This is a genomic window from Gottfriedia sp. ABJ_BB2_2 (assembly GCF_055484705.1).
This window is the reverse complement of record NZ_JBVFKR010000001.1, coordinates 353,587-371,609: the sequence shown is the minus strand read 5'-3', so window position 1 is coordinate 371,609 and position 18,023 is coordinate 353,587. Positions and strand designations below refer to the sequence as shown.

Genomic DNA, 18,023 nt, shown 5'->3' with positions numbered 1-18,023 from the left:
CTATCCCCTAACAAACAATTTCATAAGAATCATTTTATCAACATGAAGTTTCTATTACAATATCAAAATAGTTTTGAAAACGCTTCATTTAAAAAATATTTTTCGTGACAGAAAATCCCTTTAAAATAACGATTTAATCATACAATTAATTATTGAACAGGAGAGAGAAAAATGAATCATAAAACAAACACAAACGATGGATCAACAGTTTTTTATCAAGAAATAGATGGTATTATGAAACGATATAAAATAATTGGCTGTCAAGCAGTGTCTGTTTATAAGGACAAGATAATTTGGTCTGATTCCTTTGGTGATCGAGATGTTGAAATGAATCAACCAGTAACGGAAAATACAATGTTTAGAATTGCATCCATTTCAAAATTATTCACTGCAACGGCAATCATGCAATTAATTGAAAGAAAACAATTAAAATTAGATGCTGATATCAGTAACTATCTTGGTTTTGAAGTAAGGAATCCAAATCATCCAAAAACGATCATCACATTAAAACAGCTGTTAACACACACATCTTCACTTACTTCAGATGAGGAATCTAATAGTATTTATGCGAAATATATTCAGGATGGTCAGTCGGATCATAGTGTAAGCCTTAAAGAACTATTAGTACCAGGAGGCAAATACTATACTCATCAAATTTGGGGAGATTGGCAGCCGGGTCTTTCGATCAATTGGGTATATTCTAATATTGGTGCGATTATTTGCGGTGCAATTATTGAAAAAGTTTCAGGTATGCGATTCGATTCATTTATAACAGAAAATATATTTAAACCAATCGGAATGGAGAATGTTTCATTTTCATATGCGGGGATGAAAAAGAACCAAGAATTTGGAAATTTATATGAAATAGATGAAAATACGAAAAAATATAAGCTTACAATTCAAGACAATACTGAAAAGAAATTTGACATAGCTTCATTGAAAAATTATCTACCGGGTACGCACGGAGGTTTATTTGAACCTCAGGGAGGGTTACGTACTTCTGCACTTGAGCTAAGTAAGTTTTTAAGAGCTTTAATGAATGGCACATACAATGAAACAAGATTGCTTCAGCCTGAGACGTTGGATTTGATGAAATCAGTTCACTGGAATAGAGAAGAGGAGAACCATTTTTTCTCTAAGATGGGATTAGGTTTACATATTAGTCATGACTTTCTGTCTGAATATCAAGAGATGTTTGGACATGCTGGTGAGGCATATGGTTTGATTAGTAATTTATATTGGAATGAAGAAAAGAAGTTTGGCATTATTTTTGTATTAAATGGTGCAAATTTCAACCTACAAAGCAATAATAGGTTTGATGTTGAAAAAGAATTAGCAGAAGTAATTTATAACCAGACAATTAAAAGGTATATTGAGTAAAACGAGTATAGAAAAATGGACTGATTTGTATTTTATTCTTTTAATTTAACATAAAGATCAATGCTGGAAGTTAGTTTGTAATATAAACTGACTTCCTATTTTATTAGGATAAAACTGTCTATTCTTCTATTTAACAAAAGCAATGTATGGGATGAATGAGAGAAGAAAAAATGTGGATTTTATCATGATATTTTATAAAAAAAAGATTGTGAACAATGTGATATATTGTTACAATACAAGACATAACAAATAAGGTAAAATGAGAACAGTTTTTACTAATTTATCTTGATGAGAAAGTTTAATAAAAATAATATGTGGAAGTAGGGGGAAACGTGAGAATCGTAACTGTTGGAGATAATTGTATGGACGTATATCAAAATAGAGGTGAAGCATATCCTGGTGGAAATCCAGTTAATGTAAGCGTGTATTTACAGAGTTTAGGTGTAGATTCAGCATATATAGGCTGGGTCGGAACTGATGCATATGGTGATAAGATGATTAAAGCGATTCAAAGTAGGGGTGTGGATACTTCTTTTGTTTCAACAAAAGAAGGTCATACAGCTATAACATATGTCGAATTAGTTGATAATGATCGTCAGTTTGGAAAATATGATGAAGGCGTTATGGCGGAGTTTTCTCTAACAGCAAAAGAGATGAATTACATAGAAACATTCCAGTTAGTACATGCAGGTATCTGGGGGCATGTGGATCCATATTTTTCAATGTTTAAAGAAAGAGGATTAATTACTTCATTCGATTTTTCTGATCAGTTACATCACGAACTAGTCAAGACATTACCATGTTTTGTTGATTATTCATTTTTCTCATATACGAATGACAACTCTTTTATCAGAGAGTTTCTAAAGGATGTTTTTAAATTAGGGTCAAAAGTAGTAGTAGCTACATTAGGAGAAAATGGATCTTTAGCCTATGATGGAAAACAATTTTATAAGTGTGATGTCGTTAAAGGAATTGTGGTTGATACAATGGGGGCTGGAGATTCATTTATTTCCGGATTCCTATTTGGTCGATTAAAAGGATATGAGATCGATGAATGTTTAAAATTAGGATCAGAAACAGCCGCAAAAACAATTAGTTATTTTGGTGCATGGTGACGTAATCAAGTTATCGATGTATAATCAATCTATAAATGAATAGATTGGAAAAGGATGAAGATAAATGAAATTAAATTCTTCAACTACTCTACCTTTATATATGCAAATTAGACAGATGCTACAAGATGATATAAAGGAAGGCAAGTATAAACCTGAAGAACAAATTCCTACAGAAGCTGAGCTTTGTGATTTTTATAATGTAAGTCGTATTACAATAAGAAAAGCAATTGAAGATTTAGTAAAAGAAGGTACTTTGACACGTATTCCACGCAGAGGGACTTTTGTGACAAATCAGAAATTTCATAATGAATTGATATCTGTAAGTGGTTTTTCGGAGTTTAGCCATCAACTAGGGATGATCCCTAACTCACGAATTTTGAAAAGTGAAATCATTGCAGCTTCTTATGAGGTAGCCAATCGTCTTAATATTGAAGAGGGTAGTCCTGTATTAGAATTAGAAAGGTTAATGTATGTTAATGATCATCCTCTTTTTTATGATATTGCATACTATTCATTACTGCGTTTTCCAAATTTAGAACAAAAAATTGCCAAAGATGAATCTACATATAAAATACTGTTAGATGAATATCGTACAGAAATCGTTTCAAATGATAAAATAATTGATGTCATCGGTGCAACATCAGACTATGCTAAATTATTAGATTGCGATATTGGTTCAAATCTTTATAAAATTGTAAAGATTGCTTTTGATTCAAATGATGACCCTGTGCATCTTTCCACTTTTGTTTGTGAAACTAAGAAAGTTAACTTGACCGTTCATCGAGCAAGATAGTTCATATTTCGAATTGAAGGATAGCTAAATAGGCTATCCTTTTTACTTTAAAAAGTTATTCTAGTTTCATTCATACCAAATATGATATGAAATACGGTATATATTCCTTACTAAACAAATATTCTCCGCAGAAATATTTTCATCATTTATTTTACTTCTATACTTACAACCACTGTGTTAAGCAAAAAATAAGACGTTCAATTCAATTGAGAATTAAACGTCTTATTTTTTACGCTATATCTTTTGCTAGTTTCAGCTTTTGATTTTGTAATTGAATTAATCGGTAAGTTAATGTGATTGCTGACACTGATAAACCAACAATTAAGCCAATCCAATAACCTTTTGCGCCTAATTCTGTATTTTTTAATACATACCCAACAGGTAGGGCAATGATCCAATATGCCAAAATCATCATTAGCAATGTTACATTCACATCTTTATAGCCTCTTAATGCACCTTGAATTGGAGCAGCGAACGCATCAAATAATTGGAACAAAATCGCAAATATTAAGAAACCACCAGCCAAAGCTTGAACTGACGAATCATTTGTATATAAACCTGCAACATCATATCTAAAGAAGTAGATAATAATACCAAAGAAGGATGCTATTAATAAAGCCATTATTAAACCGATCTTACTGTATTCCTTGGCATTTTGAAATTGCTTCGCACCTACTTCATATCCAACAGCAATTGTTAATGCCATTGAGATACTAAGTGGTACCATATACAGCATACTTGCAAAGTTCATTGCTACCGTGTGAGCGGCAATTGTTTCTGTATCAAATTCACTTAATAATAATGTAACTACTGCAAATACGCTAACTTCAAAAAAGATACTTAAACCGATTGGTACACCAAGCTTTAAGATACTTTTCCAAGTTGCAATTGAAACCGAAACAAAATTCTTAAAGATACGGAATGATTTAAAAGGTTCCTTTGTTTGTACAATATAAATAGCTAAACCAAAAATGATCCAATACGTAATCGCAGATGCAACACCAGAACCAACTCCACCAAGTCTTGGTAAACCAGCTTTACCAAAAATGAGGAAATAATTCAAAATTACATTGATCGGAACAGACACAATTGTAATAATCATGGTTGTTCTTGTTTTACCTAATCCATCAATAAATTGACGAAGAACAGTGTATAAAAATAAAGGTAAAATTCCAAAAGATAATGCGAAAATAAAATGAAGTGCAACTCGATGAACTTTAGGTTCTAGATTCATATGATCTAAGATTGGTTGAATTGTAAACATTCCAACGATGATAATGAAAATTGCAAGAAACCCTGCCAAATAAAGAGCTTGCATAACGAGCGGAGCAATTTTATTGTCTTCCTTTGCACCATTCAAATTAGCTACCATTGTAGTGAGAGCGACTAAAATTCCAGTGAGTCCAGTACTAATTGGAGCCCAAATACTAACACCAATTGCAACGCCGGCTAAATCTTGTGGGCTACTATTACCAGACATAATCGTATCAAAAAATGACATTGAAAATAATGTCACTTGAGTTACAAGAATTGGGATTAGTAGTGTGAAAAAGTGAGATATTTTTCCCTTTTTTGTCGTATTCATTTGATCGACCTCCTAAACAAACACTTTTACAATTGTATCATGTTTTGGTTTAATTGCTATAAGTAAATACTTCTTTATAAATTAACTTTGAACAGAAAGTTGGAATTGAATTGAAAAATCAAGTAATCGTTATTACTGGTGCTGGAAGTGGTCTAGGTGCATCACTAGCAAAGAAATATTCAGATATTGGTGCGCATATTTGTTTGTTAGGGCGTACAGAAAATAAACTAAAAGATATCGGAAGAGTACTACCAAATAATTATTCAATACATACTGTTGATATTTCAAAATTAAGTGATGTAAAAAGAGTATTTGATTCAATCACTCAAACATATGGACAGATTGATCTTTTATTTAACAATGCTGGAGTAGGTTCATTTGATTTAGCTGAAGAATTAAGTGAAGAAGACATACATAATATGATCGATATCAATTTAAAAGGAACTATCTTTTGTTCACAGGAAGTTCTTAAACAGATGAAAAAACAAAATAGTGGTACGATTGTAAATATCGTTTCGACAGCAGGTTTAATCGGAAAAGCGACAGAATCAGTTTACTGTGCTAGCAAATTTGGGGTAAAGGGATTCACTGAAAGTTTAGTTGTTGAATTAACAGGAACACCTATTTCTGTTTTTGCAGCATATATGGGTGGAATGAACACAGATTTTTGGGCAGGTATTTTTGATCAAGACAAAACGTCTAAAATGATGAATCCGGATGATATCGCTGACATTATTATGGATAATATTAAACCACGCAAAAACATTGCTATTCCTGAAATTATTATTAAAAATGTAAAATAAATTAATAGGATGCCTACCTTTCCATAAACTATTAAAGATTACAAACGTTAAATAGATGAAGGAGAAAGGTAAATGAAAAAATCTAAATCAGCAAAAGGTAAAGTAACTAATCATCAAAATTTAGATGAACTTTTACTTGAGGATCTTAATACAGCGGACGATATTCCGATTGAATGGCTACCAAAAGATGAGCCAATTACGGAAACAATGTCATATAAAAAATCAGAGTCTTAACTAGTATAGAATAGTCAATTTGGCTATTCTTTTTTTAGTTGATATGGTATTATTATTGAAGCGTTTTATGTAATAGCCAAATTTTTCTATCCGTTTTTATCATTAAAAGCTTTGGTATTACATATTTACATAAAAACAATTAATATTCCAACATAATATAATGAAAAAGATAGGAGAATTACGATGGAAAAAATTCTTGTTTTCGGACATAAAAACCCAGATACTGATACAATTTGCTCAGCAATTGCTTATGCTGAATTAAAGAAAGCTTTAGGGGTAGATGCAGAGGCAATCCGTTTAGGCGTTGTAAGTGCTGAAACTCAATTTGCGTTAGATACATTTAAAACAGATGCACCTCGTTTAGTAGAAAAAGTTGCTACAGAAACGAATCAAGTTATATTAGTTGATCACAACGAGCGTCAACAAAGTGCTGATGATATCGAAGAAGTTCGTGTACTTGAAGTAATCGATCATCACCGTATTGCAAATTTTGAAACAAGTGATCCACTTTACTATCGTTGCGAACCAGTTGGTTGTACAGCTACAATTTTAAATAAGTTGTATAAAGAAAATAACGTATCAATTAAGAAAGAAGTTGCAGGTTTAATGCTTTCAGCTATTATTTCAGATACATTATTATTCAAATCACCAACTTGTACAGATCAAGATATAGCTGCTGCAAAAGAATTAGCTGAAATTGCTGGAGTGAATGCAGAAGAATACGGGTTAGACATGCTAAAAGCTGGTGCGAACCTTGCAGACAAATCCATCGAAACATTAGTATCATTGGATTCTAAAGAATTCCAAATGGGTAATTATAAAGTTGAAATTGCTCAAGTAAATGCAGTTGATACAAATGATGTACTTGCTCGTCAACAAGAATTAGAAGCTGTACTTGAAGGCATTGTATCTAACAAAGGTTTAGATTTGTTCTTATTTGTCGTAACTGATATTTTAACAAATGATTCAATTGCAGTTGTAAAAGGTACTGCAACAAACGCTGTAGAAAAAGCTTACAATGTTACATTAGAAAACAATACAGCTCTATTAAAAGGTGTTGTATCTCGTAAAAAACAAATCGTACCGGTACTAACTGATACATTTAATACACTTTAATTTATAACAACAAAGTCTTACGTAGGCTTTGTTGTTTTTTAATCATTTAATTTCAACTCATAGAGGTATTTACATCAATGAAGAATTTATTCCATAAGATAATTGCAGCGCTTATATCTGCACTTTTATTTAGTTTACTTTTTGCTCCAATTTTTATGATTGCATTATATATGAGCAGTTTTGTTTATTTAGTATTTGCGATCAGCTGGTCATATTTAGTCGATTTGTTAATAAAGACTTTAAGAATTAGAAGCAAGTACGTATTTCAATTTTTAATGTATGTAGTTGCAGCAATCAGTTTAGATTTATTAGCAAACACGAAAGATTTTAATCCTTAATCAGCACTTTCAACACTTTACATAACTGTGCCTGCTGCATTACTTTATTTTCATGTATTACTTGTTGTTAATAAATACTTAAGAAAGAAAACTTAACCAAATAGGGGGATGAAATATGGAGAAGCTACAATATCCGATTGGAAGATTTTTAGAACCAGCAGTCTATTCAAAAGAAATTCGATTGGAATTTATCGAAATATTAAGGAATGCACCGAAAGAATTTTCAAATCTTATAAATTCTCTTTCAAACGAGCAACTGAATACACCTTATCGTGATGGTGGTTGGACTCCAAAACAAATCATTCATCATGTAGCTGATAGTCATATGAATAGTATCATTCGTATAAAATTGGCTTTGACTGAAGAAAATCCTACGATTAAGCCCTATGATGAAAATGAATGGATAAAGCTAAGTGATTCAGCTATTGATGTAGAAAGTTCGCTTCAAATCCTAGAAGGTGTACACAAACGGTATGTAAATTTGATTCAATCTTTAACGGAAGAACAATTTAAAAGAACCGTTTTCCATCCCGAAAGTAACATAACGATGAGTGTAGATTATCTAGTAGCCTTGTATGCTTGGCATAGTAAGCATCACTTAGGCCATATACAGATAGTAAAAGCTATCGAAACCACTTAAAATGTAAGTATGTAAAGCTAATCTAGAATTAAACGATTAATTATATGATAAGGTGTGAATTGTTATTAAGTTATTGTTTATTTGTAGTAAGAACAAATGGCGAAGTCCTACTGCCGAGAAAATATTTCATCTACGAAATGATTTTCAAGCAAGTTCAGCTGGTACGGAGAAAGGTGCAAGAATTAAAATAACAGAAGGTCATATCGGTTGGGCAGATATCATTTTTGTCATGGAAAAGAAGCATATGAGAAGAATTAGAGATAAATTCGGAATATTATTGAATGATAAAAAAATTGTTAATCTCGATATACCTGATGATTATCAATATATGGATGAAGAATTAATCATTTTACTTGAAGAACGGGTAGCTGAACAGATTCATATTGATAAATAAAAATCCCTCCACTTTAATGAGTGGGGGATTTCGATTATTATGTATGAAAAAGTGAAGTCAATAAATAGATAGCAATAGCCCAAATAATGATGGCCGAAATTTTATTGATCATTCCCATGATTTTGCCAGTTTGATCAATTTTACCGACCATTCTACCCGCAATAGCAAGAGAAGCAAACCAAATCCATGATACAAGAATACATGTGAAAGCAAAAATGAATTTTTCAGTTCCTTCATATTGTAATGAATTAGTACCAATGATACCAATTGTATCTAATATGGCATGTGGATTTAAAAGTGAGACTGAAGTAGCAAATAGGATTTGTTTTTTGATTGGAAACGAATCCTGATTTGACTCAATAGCACTAGGTTTACTTTTCCAAGTTTGCCATCCCATATAAAGTAAAAATAAAATTCCAAATACAAGTAAAGCAGTCTTTAAATAAGGTGAAGCTAAAATTAAAACAGATACCCCAGTCACAGACAGCGTAATTAAGATCGTGTCACAAATAGAGGCAGTAATCACTACTGGTAACGCATTGATCAATTTTTTACTACTTGCACCTTGTTGGAAAATAAATACATTTTGCACACCTAATGGTAAAATTAACCCAAATGCTAATAATACCCCATGTAAAATCGTTTGTATCATCTAATCACCTACTTATATATTTAGCACTGTTTTAACAGAACTGTTCTTATCAATTGCATACTTTGTTATTTATTGACTAACAATGTATTTTTTTGGGAATGATAGTAAGAAACTGTTAAAGGAAGTGATGAGTATGTCTCAACAATTTGATAATAATACACCTGATTATTTAAATTTGGCTAATGACCCTGCATTATCTCTTCATGAACTCTCTTATCATTATGATATGAGTTTTAATGATATAGCAGAGGTAAGAGGTATAACAGTAGAAGAATTAATGAACTATTATCAAACAAATACTTCTCACGATGCTTTATTTTATTTTGAATAACTTTAAAAGATCAGCTGAGCCAATTAATTTTGGTTCAGCTTTTTTTACATGATAAAAAGTCATGTAAACTCATTATATTATAAAAAGTAAGAAAACTATAAATTTTAAACATATTTTAATAATTAAAAGAAGTTAATTCATTTTGAGTTAACTTCTTTAATTTATTAATACAACTTATATCTCCAGTTATTACTTTTCATCCAGCTTCCGGGAGGATATTCAAAGTCACATTGACCAATCAAAGAAAAGTCTAGCTTACGACATACTGCATTAGATGGTAAATTGTGGATTGACGGAAAAGCATGTAAATAACGATATTTTGCATTTTGAGAAAGGGATGCAATAGCTTTTTCAACTGCTAATGTGGCAATTCCATTACCTTGATATTTTGAGAGAACATTCCATCCCATTTCATATACTTTTTCGTTTTGCCAAACTCGTTCCCAATAAACTACACAACCAACTTTTAATTGATACGGTTGGATGACAATGGTAAACATTTGTCCTTTATGTTGTTTAGCCATTTCAAGATAAAGCTTGTGACGTCTTAAAATCTGTTGATTTGATTCTGGTCCTCCAAGATATTTCATCATGTTAGGTGTATTTAATAAATAAAGTAAAGGTAGATCGGAGCTTGTCCAAGGAACAATTTGAATTGTAGAAGCATTAATTTGAATAGACATGTATACACCTCATTAAAGTGTCAGATATTTTTGTTATATTTAAATACTATTCTAAAATCTTGAGAAATTGTTAGTGATAATACACAAATAATAATATTATGTAAACTAAAAGGGGATATGGTGAATGTTTAGAAATATTTTAGGTGGTTAAAACTGTCATAAGTAAGCCAAAAAATTTTGAATGTCTAGAAGAAAAAAAGGAGGGGTATTGTGACGAATAAAAAAATACCAGTTGGTGTATCGAATAGGCACATACATCTAACTAAAGAACACTTACATATTTTGTTTGGAGAAGGCTATGAATTAAAAGTATGGAAAGACCTATCACAACCTGGACAATATGCCGCAGAAGAAAAGGTGGATGTAGTTGGAAATAAAGGTACATTGTCTGGTGTACGAGTGTTAGGACCAGTAAGAAACGAAACACAAATTGAAGTGTCAATTACAGATTCATTTAAGCTGGGTGTAAAAGTACCGTTAAGAAATTCAGGTGATATTAAGAATACTGCGGGATGTAAAATAGTAGGTCCAAAAGGTGAAGTGACAATTGAAAATGGTTTAATTGCAGCAGCTAGGCATATCCACATGCATACGAAAGACGCTGCAGAGTTTGGTGTTTCTGATAAAGATATTGTCAAAGTTAAAGTAGAAGGCGATCGCGGTCTAATCTTTGATAACGTACTTGTAAGAGTAAATGAACAATTTGCCCTTGAGATGCATGTTGATGTTGATGAAGGAAATGCTGCCGGTATCACAAAAGATACAAAAGTAGAAATATTGTAAGTAGCTTTTTAAATTGATTCATCTTTTGAATACACAAATAAAGCCTAGGATTATTCCTAGGCTTTCAGTTTGATTTCTGGAACGATTACTAGAAAGGAAAAATTTAAAGATTAATATTCATCTTCATCCCACACATTACTAGCATGTTGTTGTCGATTCATCATTTTCGCTAAATATAATTCAGTTGTTTGAATACTTTCATGTCCTAAGCTACGACTAACTTGATAAATACTTGCACCTTTTTCAATGGAACGACATGCATAATGATGTCTGAAAAAGTGAGGACTTATATTATTGGTGTCTTTACGTTCTGTTACAAATGGCAAATTCGAATTTTTTACCATATCAACTACAAAGTTAGATAAATATTTAAAAGAATAATGCTGATTCATTTTATTAGGAAAAAGGGGATTGGAATCTGTTTTGCTAATTAGATTTGATAAACCTCGACGCTCTCTTAAACTACATAGATCAATATAAACATGATTCAATATCTTAACTTCACGTTTCTTATTGCCTTTTCCAATTATTTGCAACCAATATCCATTTGTATCTTTTGAAACATTACACCATTTTGCTTCAGAAAGCTCACGGATTCGCATTCCAGTTGTCGCTAAAAGTTTAATTAAAGTAGATTTTAGAATATTACTTTTATAAAATTCCAACAAAGCCTTTACTTCAGATTCTTCTAAATCGCGGTTTGGTAGATCATCCTTTGTAATTTTCGCATCTAAAATACGAGTAAAAAGTGCTTCTTGAATGTAGTTTGAATCCAATAGAAATCTGAAAAAACTTTTTAAAATAACTAGCTTTCTAGAAAGAGTCGTTACTCGATATACATTTTTCTTTTGATCATATTGATAGGTAGAAAGCCATTGCTGATAAGCTTCAATATGCCTTTGTTTTAAATTTTTAAAAAGGGAAGTTTCATGATAGATCTCTACATCTTGACGGATAAAATCTTCACTTTGTATTAGATATTTATAAAATTGGAGTAATTCTCTTATGTATTCCATTTTTGTACTATGTTTTCTTTGCTTTGAAGTTTGAATATCTTTCCGTTGATGAACGTAATAATAAATCATTTCTAAATCTGAAAATCCTTCAAAAAATGAGCGATTATGTTTTTCATTTTCTAATTTTGTTTGGAAAAGAGTTAGATGGTATGTTTCATCCAACAATAGTTCAACGATGTTTGTGTCATCATATGTAGTTGGAAGTACTGTAGTTTTAAGGTAAGGATTAAGCGGTAACATGAAATTCACCCCCTTGAGATTGTATTAGAAGTAAAAAGTTAGTATGTATTTAAAAGTATTTTATCAATTAGAAATTGAGTTTAGTTATTTACCAATTATATTATATATCTTTGTTATAAGATAGAAAAATACAATATTATTCTATTTGAATAAAACTTTATATATTTAATTATTTATAAATAAATATACGTAATATAATTACCTATAACTACTAAGTAATATTTTGTTAAATATCTATGATATAATAGACTAAAATAAGTTGTAAATGATAAAAGGAAGGTACATACCATGTCAGAAAATGTACAATTCGAAAGAGAAGTTTTGACGACAAATGAAGCTGTAGAAATGCTGGGTTTGTCAAAACAAACAATATATAATTATGTGAAAAATGGTAAATTGAAACTAGTTTATGAGGATTGGCAAATAGATGGAACGATGAAATTTTATCGTGACGAGATTACTAGATTACATTCTGTAACAGAAAGACCAACAGGAATAACAGTATTAGAGGCAGCTAATCAATTAAATGTATCAAAAGCAACAATTCATCAATACATAAAATCTGGTAAATTATCATCTGAAAAGGTGTATATTAAAGGTAGACTTACTTCGTTTATCCCTGCTGATGAAGTTCACAAACTTCAATTGACATTGCGAAGTAATCAAAATAGAAAAACGTACTTCTCGAAGGATCTTGCAAACTGTTTATTTGGATTATATATAAAAAGCGATTCAAATGAAAAAGCAAGAATCATTGAATTAAATGATACGGGAGATAGTGTAGCAAAAACAAATATGGGCGAATTTCTAAATAAAGAGGAGCTTATTGAACGTGGCTTTTATAGAGCTTATGAACTGAAACAAGTTAAACATAGTACAAAAAGGGGGAATATCATTTTTCGTTTCCCTTTTCCTCAATCGATTAATGCACCTATTTTTAGTATAATTGATAACTTTTATCAAAAAATTGGCATACAAAATATGAACATATATATTGAAGGGAACACAATCATTGCAGAGGTAAAACCAGTTAAATTACAATATCAAGCTGATCGCATAGAGCAAGATTTTGAAATCTTGCAAAACTGTTTACTGGAAGGGAAATTATCTTCTAGACCAGGATTTATTATTTTTTCAAGTAATCAAGAACAAGTCACAACATTTGTTGAAGATTCCATGAAAATGAAAATAAAGCAAATTGCATTAAATCACCATTTAGGAATCGAAGAAGTAACTGAAAAATTGATACGCATTGGGTTAGCTGAATATGAAAAAAAACTAGACTTTTCGTAACAACTTACTAAACTAGTACAAAGAAATTAATGAGTACTATTACGTTACGAACAATCTCGATGCGTCTGACAGGTCGTTTTAGATAATTCTGAAATTTAATGAGTTGGGAGAAAAAATGATGAAATCTCGTGTAATTGATTTAAGAAGTGATACGGTTTCACAACCTACTGATGAAATGAGACAGGCAATGTTTAATGCAGAGGTTGGAGATGATGTTTATGGTGATGATCCAACGGTTCAAAAACTAGAAAAACTAGCGGCATCTATGGTTGGTAAAGAGGCTGCACTTTTTGTCCCAAGTGGCACATTTGGGAATCAATTGGCTTTATTTACACATTGTAATCGTGGGACAGAGGTTATCTTAGGTGAAGACTGTCATATATTTGAACACGAAGTAGGGGCTGCTTCAATTATTGCTGGTGTACATTTACGAACTCTTCAAACAGAATCAGGGAAAATGGAGCTTAAAAAAATAAAACAGTCAATTCGTCCTGAAGATTTGCATTTTCCTGAAACTTCATTAATTTGTTTAGAAAATGCATATTCCAATGGTGCAGTAGTTGATATTGATTATATGAAAGAAGTATATTGTATTGCCAAAGAAAAAAATATACCGATTCATTTAGATGGTGCAAGAGTTTTTAACGCTGCAACATATTTACGTACAGATGTGAAAGAAATCACCCAGTATAGTGACAGTGTAATGTTTTGTTTATCGAAAGGTTTATGTGCTCCAGTAGGTTCGATATTAGCCGGAAGTACTAAATTTATTGAAAAAGCGAAGAAAAAACGTAAATTATTAGGCGGTGGATGGAGACAATCTGGATTTTTAGCTGCAGCTGGAATCGTAGCACTTGAGAAAATGACGACTAGACTACATGAAGATCATGAAAATGCTCTATATTTAGCAAATAGATTAAAAGAAATTCCAGGAATTAAGGTAGATTCAACAAACAATCATATTAATTTAGTATTCTTTCAAATTGAAAAATCGAATAGAACCCCAGAAGAAATCGAACAAATATTTAAAGAAAATGATATCACCATCTTTGCACCTGATGAAAATGGGAACATGAGATTTGCAACTCATTATTGGGTAACGAAAGAAGATATAGATAAAGTCATTGAACTAATGAAAAGTACAATAAAATTAAATTAAAAAAAAGAGAGTATCGCACTCTCTTTTTATAGTTTTTCGTTTTTTAAAATCCATCTTCACTTGCAGCAAAAGGAATGTTTAATCTTTGCTCAACTCTACGTAAGCGTTGATTCAACCTATTTAAACGGAATGTATGACGCTCTGAAGTTTGTTGAAGTCGATTAACAGTTTGATTTAGTTGATTTACGCGTCTTTCTAATTCATTAACTCGTCTAGTTAGATTTTGAATTTGCTGTGGTTGTCTGTCTATATCATATTGGTCTTCCCAAGTAGCTTGCGAGTATTGATTATATTGAGGTTGTTGATATACTGTTTGTTGATTATACGGATAGTAATTAGGATACTGATACATAAATGAGTCGCTCCTTTCTTTTTCGGTAATACAAAATACAATATGTAGGCAAAATGTGGATGGAAACGGCTAATGCCTAAGATGATTTTTCATATAAATTAAAATCTCTTCTTTGGAGGTGAGTAATATTTCTAATGCAAAGCAATTTTTAAAAAGTATATTTGTAAGAGATAAAAAAGGATTAGATATCAGTTGGTTAATTGTGTATGGTTTAATGCTTTTATTTATTAAATCAGATTTTATTGATTTTGGACATTTTTCTAAATGGTATTTAAATCTTTCTTACTTTCTTTTCATTTTGTTTATTTTCATAATAGTATTAAGTTTATTTGAAAAAATTTTGTCAAAGGTACTTGGTAGATATAACAAACCTGTAAAGTTGAGGCATTTGTTTATCGTTTGTTTATTGACATCAATCATTACTACTTATATTAGTTAACTCAAAAAAGAGCCCATTAGGCTCTTTTATTTTTGTTTAATCTTATCAATAACATGATGAATTTCATCAGGTTTTAAAAATTCAATAGGGGAGAAGCCTTTTTCAAATTGTAGTGTATCGGCTTCTAACATGACAACATAGCGACCATTTACTTTTGAGATGTGTAAATTTTCTCCAAAGTCTGCTAGCATTCCTTTTATTGAAAAGTGATCAGCCTTAAATGCTAATTCAATTTCAGGTGTATGTTCTACAATTTGTGCTGCCGCTTCAATCACTTCTTCAGAAGAGAAGTGCTCTTGAATTTCTCGCTTAGGGCTTGCAGCCCAAACCTCCATTGCTGCTTCAAATTGTTGCCTTTCTTCGCTTTCTTCTTCAAAAACTTCGTCGATTCGATCATAAACCATCGTCATAACTTGTGATTTTACAATTTCTGGCATAGATTCAGCATAGGATACAAATTTTAAAAAGTCCTCAAAATATCGAGCGTGAGAAGCTTGATGAATTTTTAGCTCACTTTCAGATAATAATCCTAATTCTTCCATATATGGGTATTGAATTGATTTCATATTTTTCGTTGTAATCGCCATTTCTACCGATTTTATTAAAGTAGATTCATCTGAAATGGATGCAACCTTAGGTTCAAAATCGCATTTTAATACAAACACTATCGGATCATCGTAATACTTTCTTAATTTTGCTTGTATCACTAAAAATGCTCCACCACGAACTGCACTCGTATCAACATAATTAATCACTAATGTTTCATTTGCAGCTTTAAAGTCTTCAGTTGTTTTTGCATGTCGAATTCTTTGAAATAAATTATAGTTTGGATTTGAATCCAGTGAATGATTTTCTTCTACGATAAAGTGTCCTAGTTTAGTAGGAACAGTATCATTTTTAGCATGACGTTCAACTTTTCGATTAACAATTCGAGCAAGTTCACCGTCTAAAAAGGCTTTTAGGGCACTTTCTTCATACATATTCTCATCTATTGTTTGAAAATGTTTATAACGTTTATCAGTTTGATCTCCTTTACCTTCAACTGTTACTACATAAAATGATAGAAATGTTATTTCAAAATCCAATAAGATCACCTTTTTCTTTATTCTGTAATTAAGTATAGATAGGTGACTCATTTCAGTCAATGTGAAGATAGTGCGAATTTTATAAGTGAATTGACCTAATGATAAAACAAGCGAAATTTGTTTACATTAAGACAAAAAGCCCTCACATTATGGTAAAATAAAGTATATAATTATTTGAGACGACTAATTGAAATCATAATTACTGAGATGTGTTATGTCACATCTCTTTTTTCTGTAATTGGGGAAGTAGAGTCAAAGAAAAGGGGTATGAGAGATTGAAAATTGAAAGAATTGCTACCATTTCACTAATCATTGTAACACTACTCTGGGGGACAACATTCGTCGTAGTACAAAATGCAATTGAGTATGTAGAACCGTTCACATTTAATGCATTTCGTTTCATCCTTGCAACATTAATCCTTTTACCTTTTCTACTAAGAAGAAAACATAAGAATGCTATCACTTTAAAACAGGTTCTTATAACTAGCGGAATCGGATTTATGTTGTTTTCCGGTTATTTACTCCAAACTTTTGGCCTTATTTATACAACATCATCTAAATCAGGGTTTATTACTGGCTTATGTGTTGTATTAGTTCCAGTTTTTTTATATTTATTTTATCGCGAACGCTCGAACTGGGCGACCGTGCTTGCTTGTTTTATTGCACTTTTTGGATTAAGCTTTTTAACATTAGGAAATCGTTTGTCAGTCAATATTGGTGATGTATTAACCCTTTTTGGAGCAATTGCATTTGCCATTCATATCATTTTAACAGGTAAATTTACGAAACAAATGGATGCTCTAACATTTACAACAATTCAATTAGCAACAGTTGGTATTTTTAGTACAATCGCTGCATTTATTTTCGAAATTCCGAATGCGCCATTATCAAAAGATTTATTTACTAACTCTACATTTATATTTGCTGTAATCGTAACTGCAATCTTTTGTACAAGTATCGCGTTTTGGGTTCAAATGTTTGCACAAAAACATATCTCATCTACAAAAGCTGCGCTTATTTTTATATTAGAACCTGTTTTTGCTGCGATTACTGCAGTAGTATTTGGTGGAGAAACTTTAACATCACATACATTAATCGGTGGAACATTTATCGTTGGTGGTATGTTATTATCTGAAATTCCGATGCCAAAACGTTCAAAAAATGTAAAAGATGAAGCAATATATAAGGAAATGTAGAAAAAACTGTAAAAATGGGTAATCATCTCATTGACAGATGATTTAACTTAACGTATTATATTTTTAAATTAATAAACGACTTAGAAAAGGAATAGTAGGTTTAACAGCTTTTATAGAGAGGGAATGGATGGTGAAAATTCCTAAAGTATGTAGACTGAACCAGCCTTGGAGTCACTGTACCGAACTAGAGTAGGCTACAGCGGTTTTCCCGTTAAAGATATTAAGAGATTATGTAGTAATTTACATAATAAGTAGGGTGGTAACGCCATGGATGGTCCCTTTAGGTCATTCATGGCGTTTTTTATTTATCTTATTTATCATTTATAATTCTACATAATAATTAGGGTGGTAACGCCGAGAATGGTCCCTTTCGATTATTCTCGGCGTTTTTTTGTA

The 18,023-nt window shown here is 31.3% G+C and carries 20 protein-coding genes and 1 other annotated feature; of the genes, 14 read left to right on the top strand and 6 right to left on the bottom strand.

Annotated elements, in window-relative coordinates:
• Positions 1-171 precede the first annotated feature (171 nt).
• The 3 genes from ACX6U0_RS02035 (at position 172) to ACX6U0_RS02025 (ending at position 3,288) form a co-directional block, all read left to right on the top strand.
• Entirely contained in the window at positions 172-1,380 is a 1,209-nt protein-coding gene (locus tag ACX6U0_RS02035) for a serine hydrolase domain-containing protein (RefSeq protein WP_464958341.1), read from the top strand.
• Positions 1,381-1,712: 332 nt separating this feature from the next.
• Entirely contained in the window at positions 1,713-2,495 is a 783-nt protein-coding gene (gene frlD, locus ACX6U0_RS02030; protein WP_464958340.1) for a fructoselysine 6-kinase, read from the top strand.
• Positions 2,496-2,559: 64 nt separating this feature from the next.
• On the top strand, positions 2,560-3,288 hold the full coding sequence (locus ACX6U0_RS02025) for a GntR family transcriptional regulator (RefSeq protein WP_464958339.1): 729 nt from the start codon (positions 2,560-2,562) through the stop codon (positions 3,286-3,288).
• Positions 3,289-3,517: 229 nt separating this feature from the next.
• On the opposite strand, the gene ACX6U0_RS02020 is transcribed toward ACX6U0_RS02025, so the two are convergent.
• Positions 3,518-4,873 (bottom strand): MATE family efflux transporter, encoded by a 1,356-nt coding sequence (locus ACX6U0_RS02020; protein WP_464958338.1) that lies wholly within the window; start codon positions 4,871-4,873, stop codon positions 3,518-3,520.
• A gap of 110 nt (positions 4,874-4,983) precedes the next feature.
• On the opposite strand from ACX6U0_RS02020, the gene ACX6U0_RS02015 reads away from it, so the two are divergent.
• The 6 genes from ACX6U0_RS02015 to ACX6U0_RS01990 all read left to right on the top strand — a co-directional run bounded on the left by ACX6U0_RS02015 (position 4,984) and on the right by ACX6U0_RS01990 (position 8,398).
• On the top strand, positions 4,984-5,676 hold the full coding sequence (locus ACX6U0_RS02015; RefSeq protein WP_464958337.1) for an SDR family oxidoreductase: 693 nt from the start codon (positions 4,984-4,986) through the stop codon (positions 5,674-5,676).
• 72 nt (positions 5,677-5,748) lie between these two features.
• Complete coding sequence (locus tag ACX6U0_RS02010; RefSeq protein WP_464958336.1) at positions 5,749-5,910, top strand: hypothetical protein; 162 nt, start codon at positions 5,749-5,751, stop codon at positions 5,908-5,910.
• Positions 5,911-6,093: 183 nt separating this feature from the next.
• Positions 6,094-7,026 (top strand): manganese-dependent inorganic pyrophosphatase, encoded by a 933-nt coding sequence (locus ACX6U0_RS02005; RefSeq protein ID WP_464958335.1) that lies wholly within the window; start codon positions 6,094-6,096, stop codon positions 7,024-7,026.
• 77 nt (positions 7,027-7,103) lie between these two features.
• Positions 7,104-7,364 carry a hypothetical protein gene (locus tag ACX6U0_RS02000; RefSeq protein ID WP_464958334.1) on the top strand — a complete coding sequence of 87 codons (261 nt, stop codon included), beginning with the start codon at positions 7,104-7,106 and terminating at the stop codon, positions 7,362-7,364.
• A gap of 115 nt (positions 7,365-7,479) precedes the next feature.
• A complete protein-coding gene (locus tag ACX6U0_RS01995; protein WP_464958333.1) occupies positions 7,480-8,004 on the top strand; it encodes a YfiT family bacillithiol transferase in 525 nt (174 codons plus the stop codon).
• 64 nt (positions 8,005-8,068) lie between these two features.
• Positions 8,069-8,398 carry a low molecular weight protein tyrosine phosphatase family protein gene (locus ACX6U0_RS01990; protein WP_464958861.1) on the top strand — a complete coding sequence of 110 codons (330 nt, stop codon included), beginning with the start codon at positions 8,069-8,071 and terminating at the stop codon, positions 8,396-8,398.
• A gap of 37 nt (positions 8,399-8,435) precedes the next feature.
• Here the strand turns inward: ACX6U0_RS01990 and ACX6U0_RS01985 are convergent, their stop codons facing one another.
• A complete protein-coding gene (locus tag ACX6U0_RS01985; RefSeq protein ID WP_464958332.1) occupies positions 8,436-9,050 on the bottom strand; it encodes a LysE/ArgO family amino acid transporter in 615 nt (204 codons plus the stop codon).
• 133 nt (positions 9,051-9,183) lie between these two features.
• Here ACX6U0_RS01985 and ACX6U0_RS01980 point away from each other — a divergent pair, with 133 nt between their 5' ends.
• The gene (locus ACX6U0_RS01980) at positions 9,184-9,381 is read left to right on the top strand and encodes a hypothetical protein (RefSeq protein ID WP_464958331.1); all 198 of its coding nucleotides are present in this window, start codon (positions 9,184-9,186) and stop codon (positions 9,379-9,381) included.
• Between the two features lie 164 nt (positions 9,382-9,545).
• On the opposite strand, the gene ACX6U0_RS01975 is transcribed toward ACX6U0_RS01980, so the two are convergent.
• Positions 9,546-10,064 (bottom strand): GNAT family N-acetyltransferase, encoded by a 519-nt coding sequence (locus ACX6U0_RS01975; protein ID WP_464958330.1) that lies wholly within the window; start codon positions 10,062-10,064, stop codon positions 9,546-9,548.
• 210 nt (positions 10,065-10,274) lie between these two features.
• Here ACX6U0_RS01975 and pduL point away from each other — a divergent pair, with 210 nt between their 5' ends.
• Positions 10,275-10,847, top strand: a complete 573-nt coding sequence (gene pduL / locus ACX6U0_RS01970) for a phosphate propanoyltransferase (RefSeq protein ID WP_464958329.1) — start codon at positions 10,275-10,277, stop codon at positions 10,845-10,847.
• A gap of 110 nt (positions 10,848-10,957) precedes the next feature.
• Here the strand turns inward: pduL and ACX6U0_RS01965 are convergent, their stop codons facing one another.
• Positions 10,958-12,103 carry a tyrosine-type recombinase/integrase gene (locus tag ACX6U0_RS01965; protein WP_464958328.1) on the bottom strand — a complete coding sequence of 382 codons (1,146 nt, stop codon included), beginning with the start codon at positions 12,101-12,103 and terminating at the stop codon, positions 10,958-10,960.
• A 288-nt stretch (positions 12,104-12,391) separates the two neighbouring features.
• On the opposite strand from ACX6U0_RS01965, the gene ACX6U0_RS01960 reads away from it, so the two are divergent.
• A complete protein-coding gene (locus ACX6U0_RS01960; RefSeq protein WP_464958327.1) occupies positions 12,392-13,396 on the top strand; it encodes a helix-turn-helix domain-containing protein in 1,005 nt (334 codons plus the stop codon).
• A gap of 118 nt (positions 13,397-13,514) precedes the next feature.
• Entirely contained in the window at positions 13,515-14,555 is a 1,041-nt protein-coding gene (gene ltaE, locus ACX6U0_RS01955) for a low-specificity L-threonine aldolase (protein ID WP_464958326.1), read from the top strand.
• 43 nt (positions 14,556-14,598) lie between these two features.
• Here ltaE and ACX6U0_RS01950 read toward each other — a convergent pair whose 3' ends face one another.
• Together ACX6U0_RS01950 and ACX6U0_RS01945 are read right to left on the bottom strand one after the other, a co-directional pair.
• A complete protein-coding gene (locus ACX6U0_RS01950; protein WP_464958325.1) occupies positions 14,599-14,907 on the bottom strand; it encodes a hypothetical protein in 309 nt (102 codons plus the stop codon).
• A 465-nt stretch (positions 14,908-15,372) separates the two neighbouring features.
• The gene (locus ACX6U0_RS01945) at positions 15,373-16,431 is read right to left on the bottom strand and encodes a DUF3900 domain-containing protein (RefSeq protein WP_464958324.1); all 1,059 of its coding nucleotides are present in this window, start codon (positions 16,429-16,431) and stop codon (positions 15,373-15,375) included.
• Between the two features lie 275 nt (positions 16,432-16,706).
• Between ACX6U0_RS01945 and ACX6U0_RS01940 the strand changes: the two genes are divergently transcribed.
• The gene (locus tag ACX6U0_RS01940; RefSeq protein WP_464958323.1) at positions 16,707-17,627 is read left to right on the top strand and encodes a DMT family transporter; all 921 of its coding nucleotides are present in this window, start codon (positions 16,707-16,709) and stop codon (positions 17,625-17,627) included.
• 72 nt (positions 17,628-17,699) lie between these two features.
• Positions 17,700-17,910, top strand: a binding site (T-box leader).
• Positions 17,911-18,023: the final 113 nt, after the last annotated feature.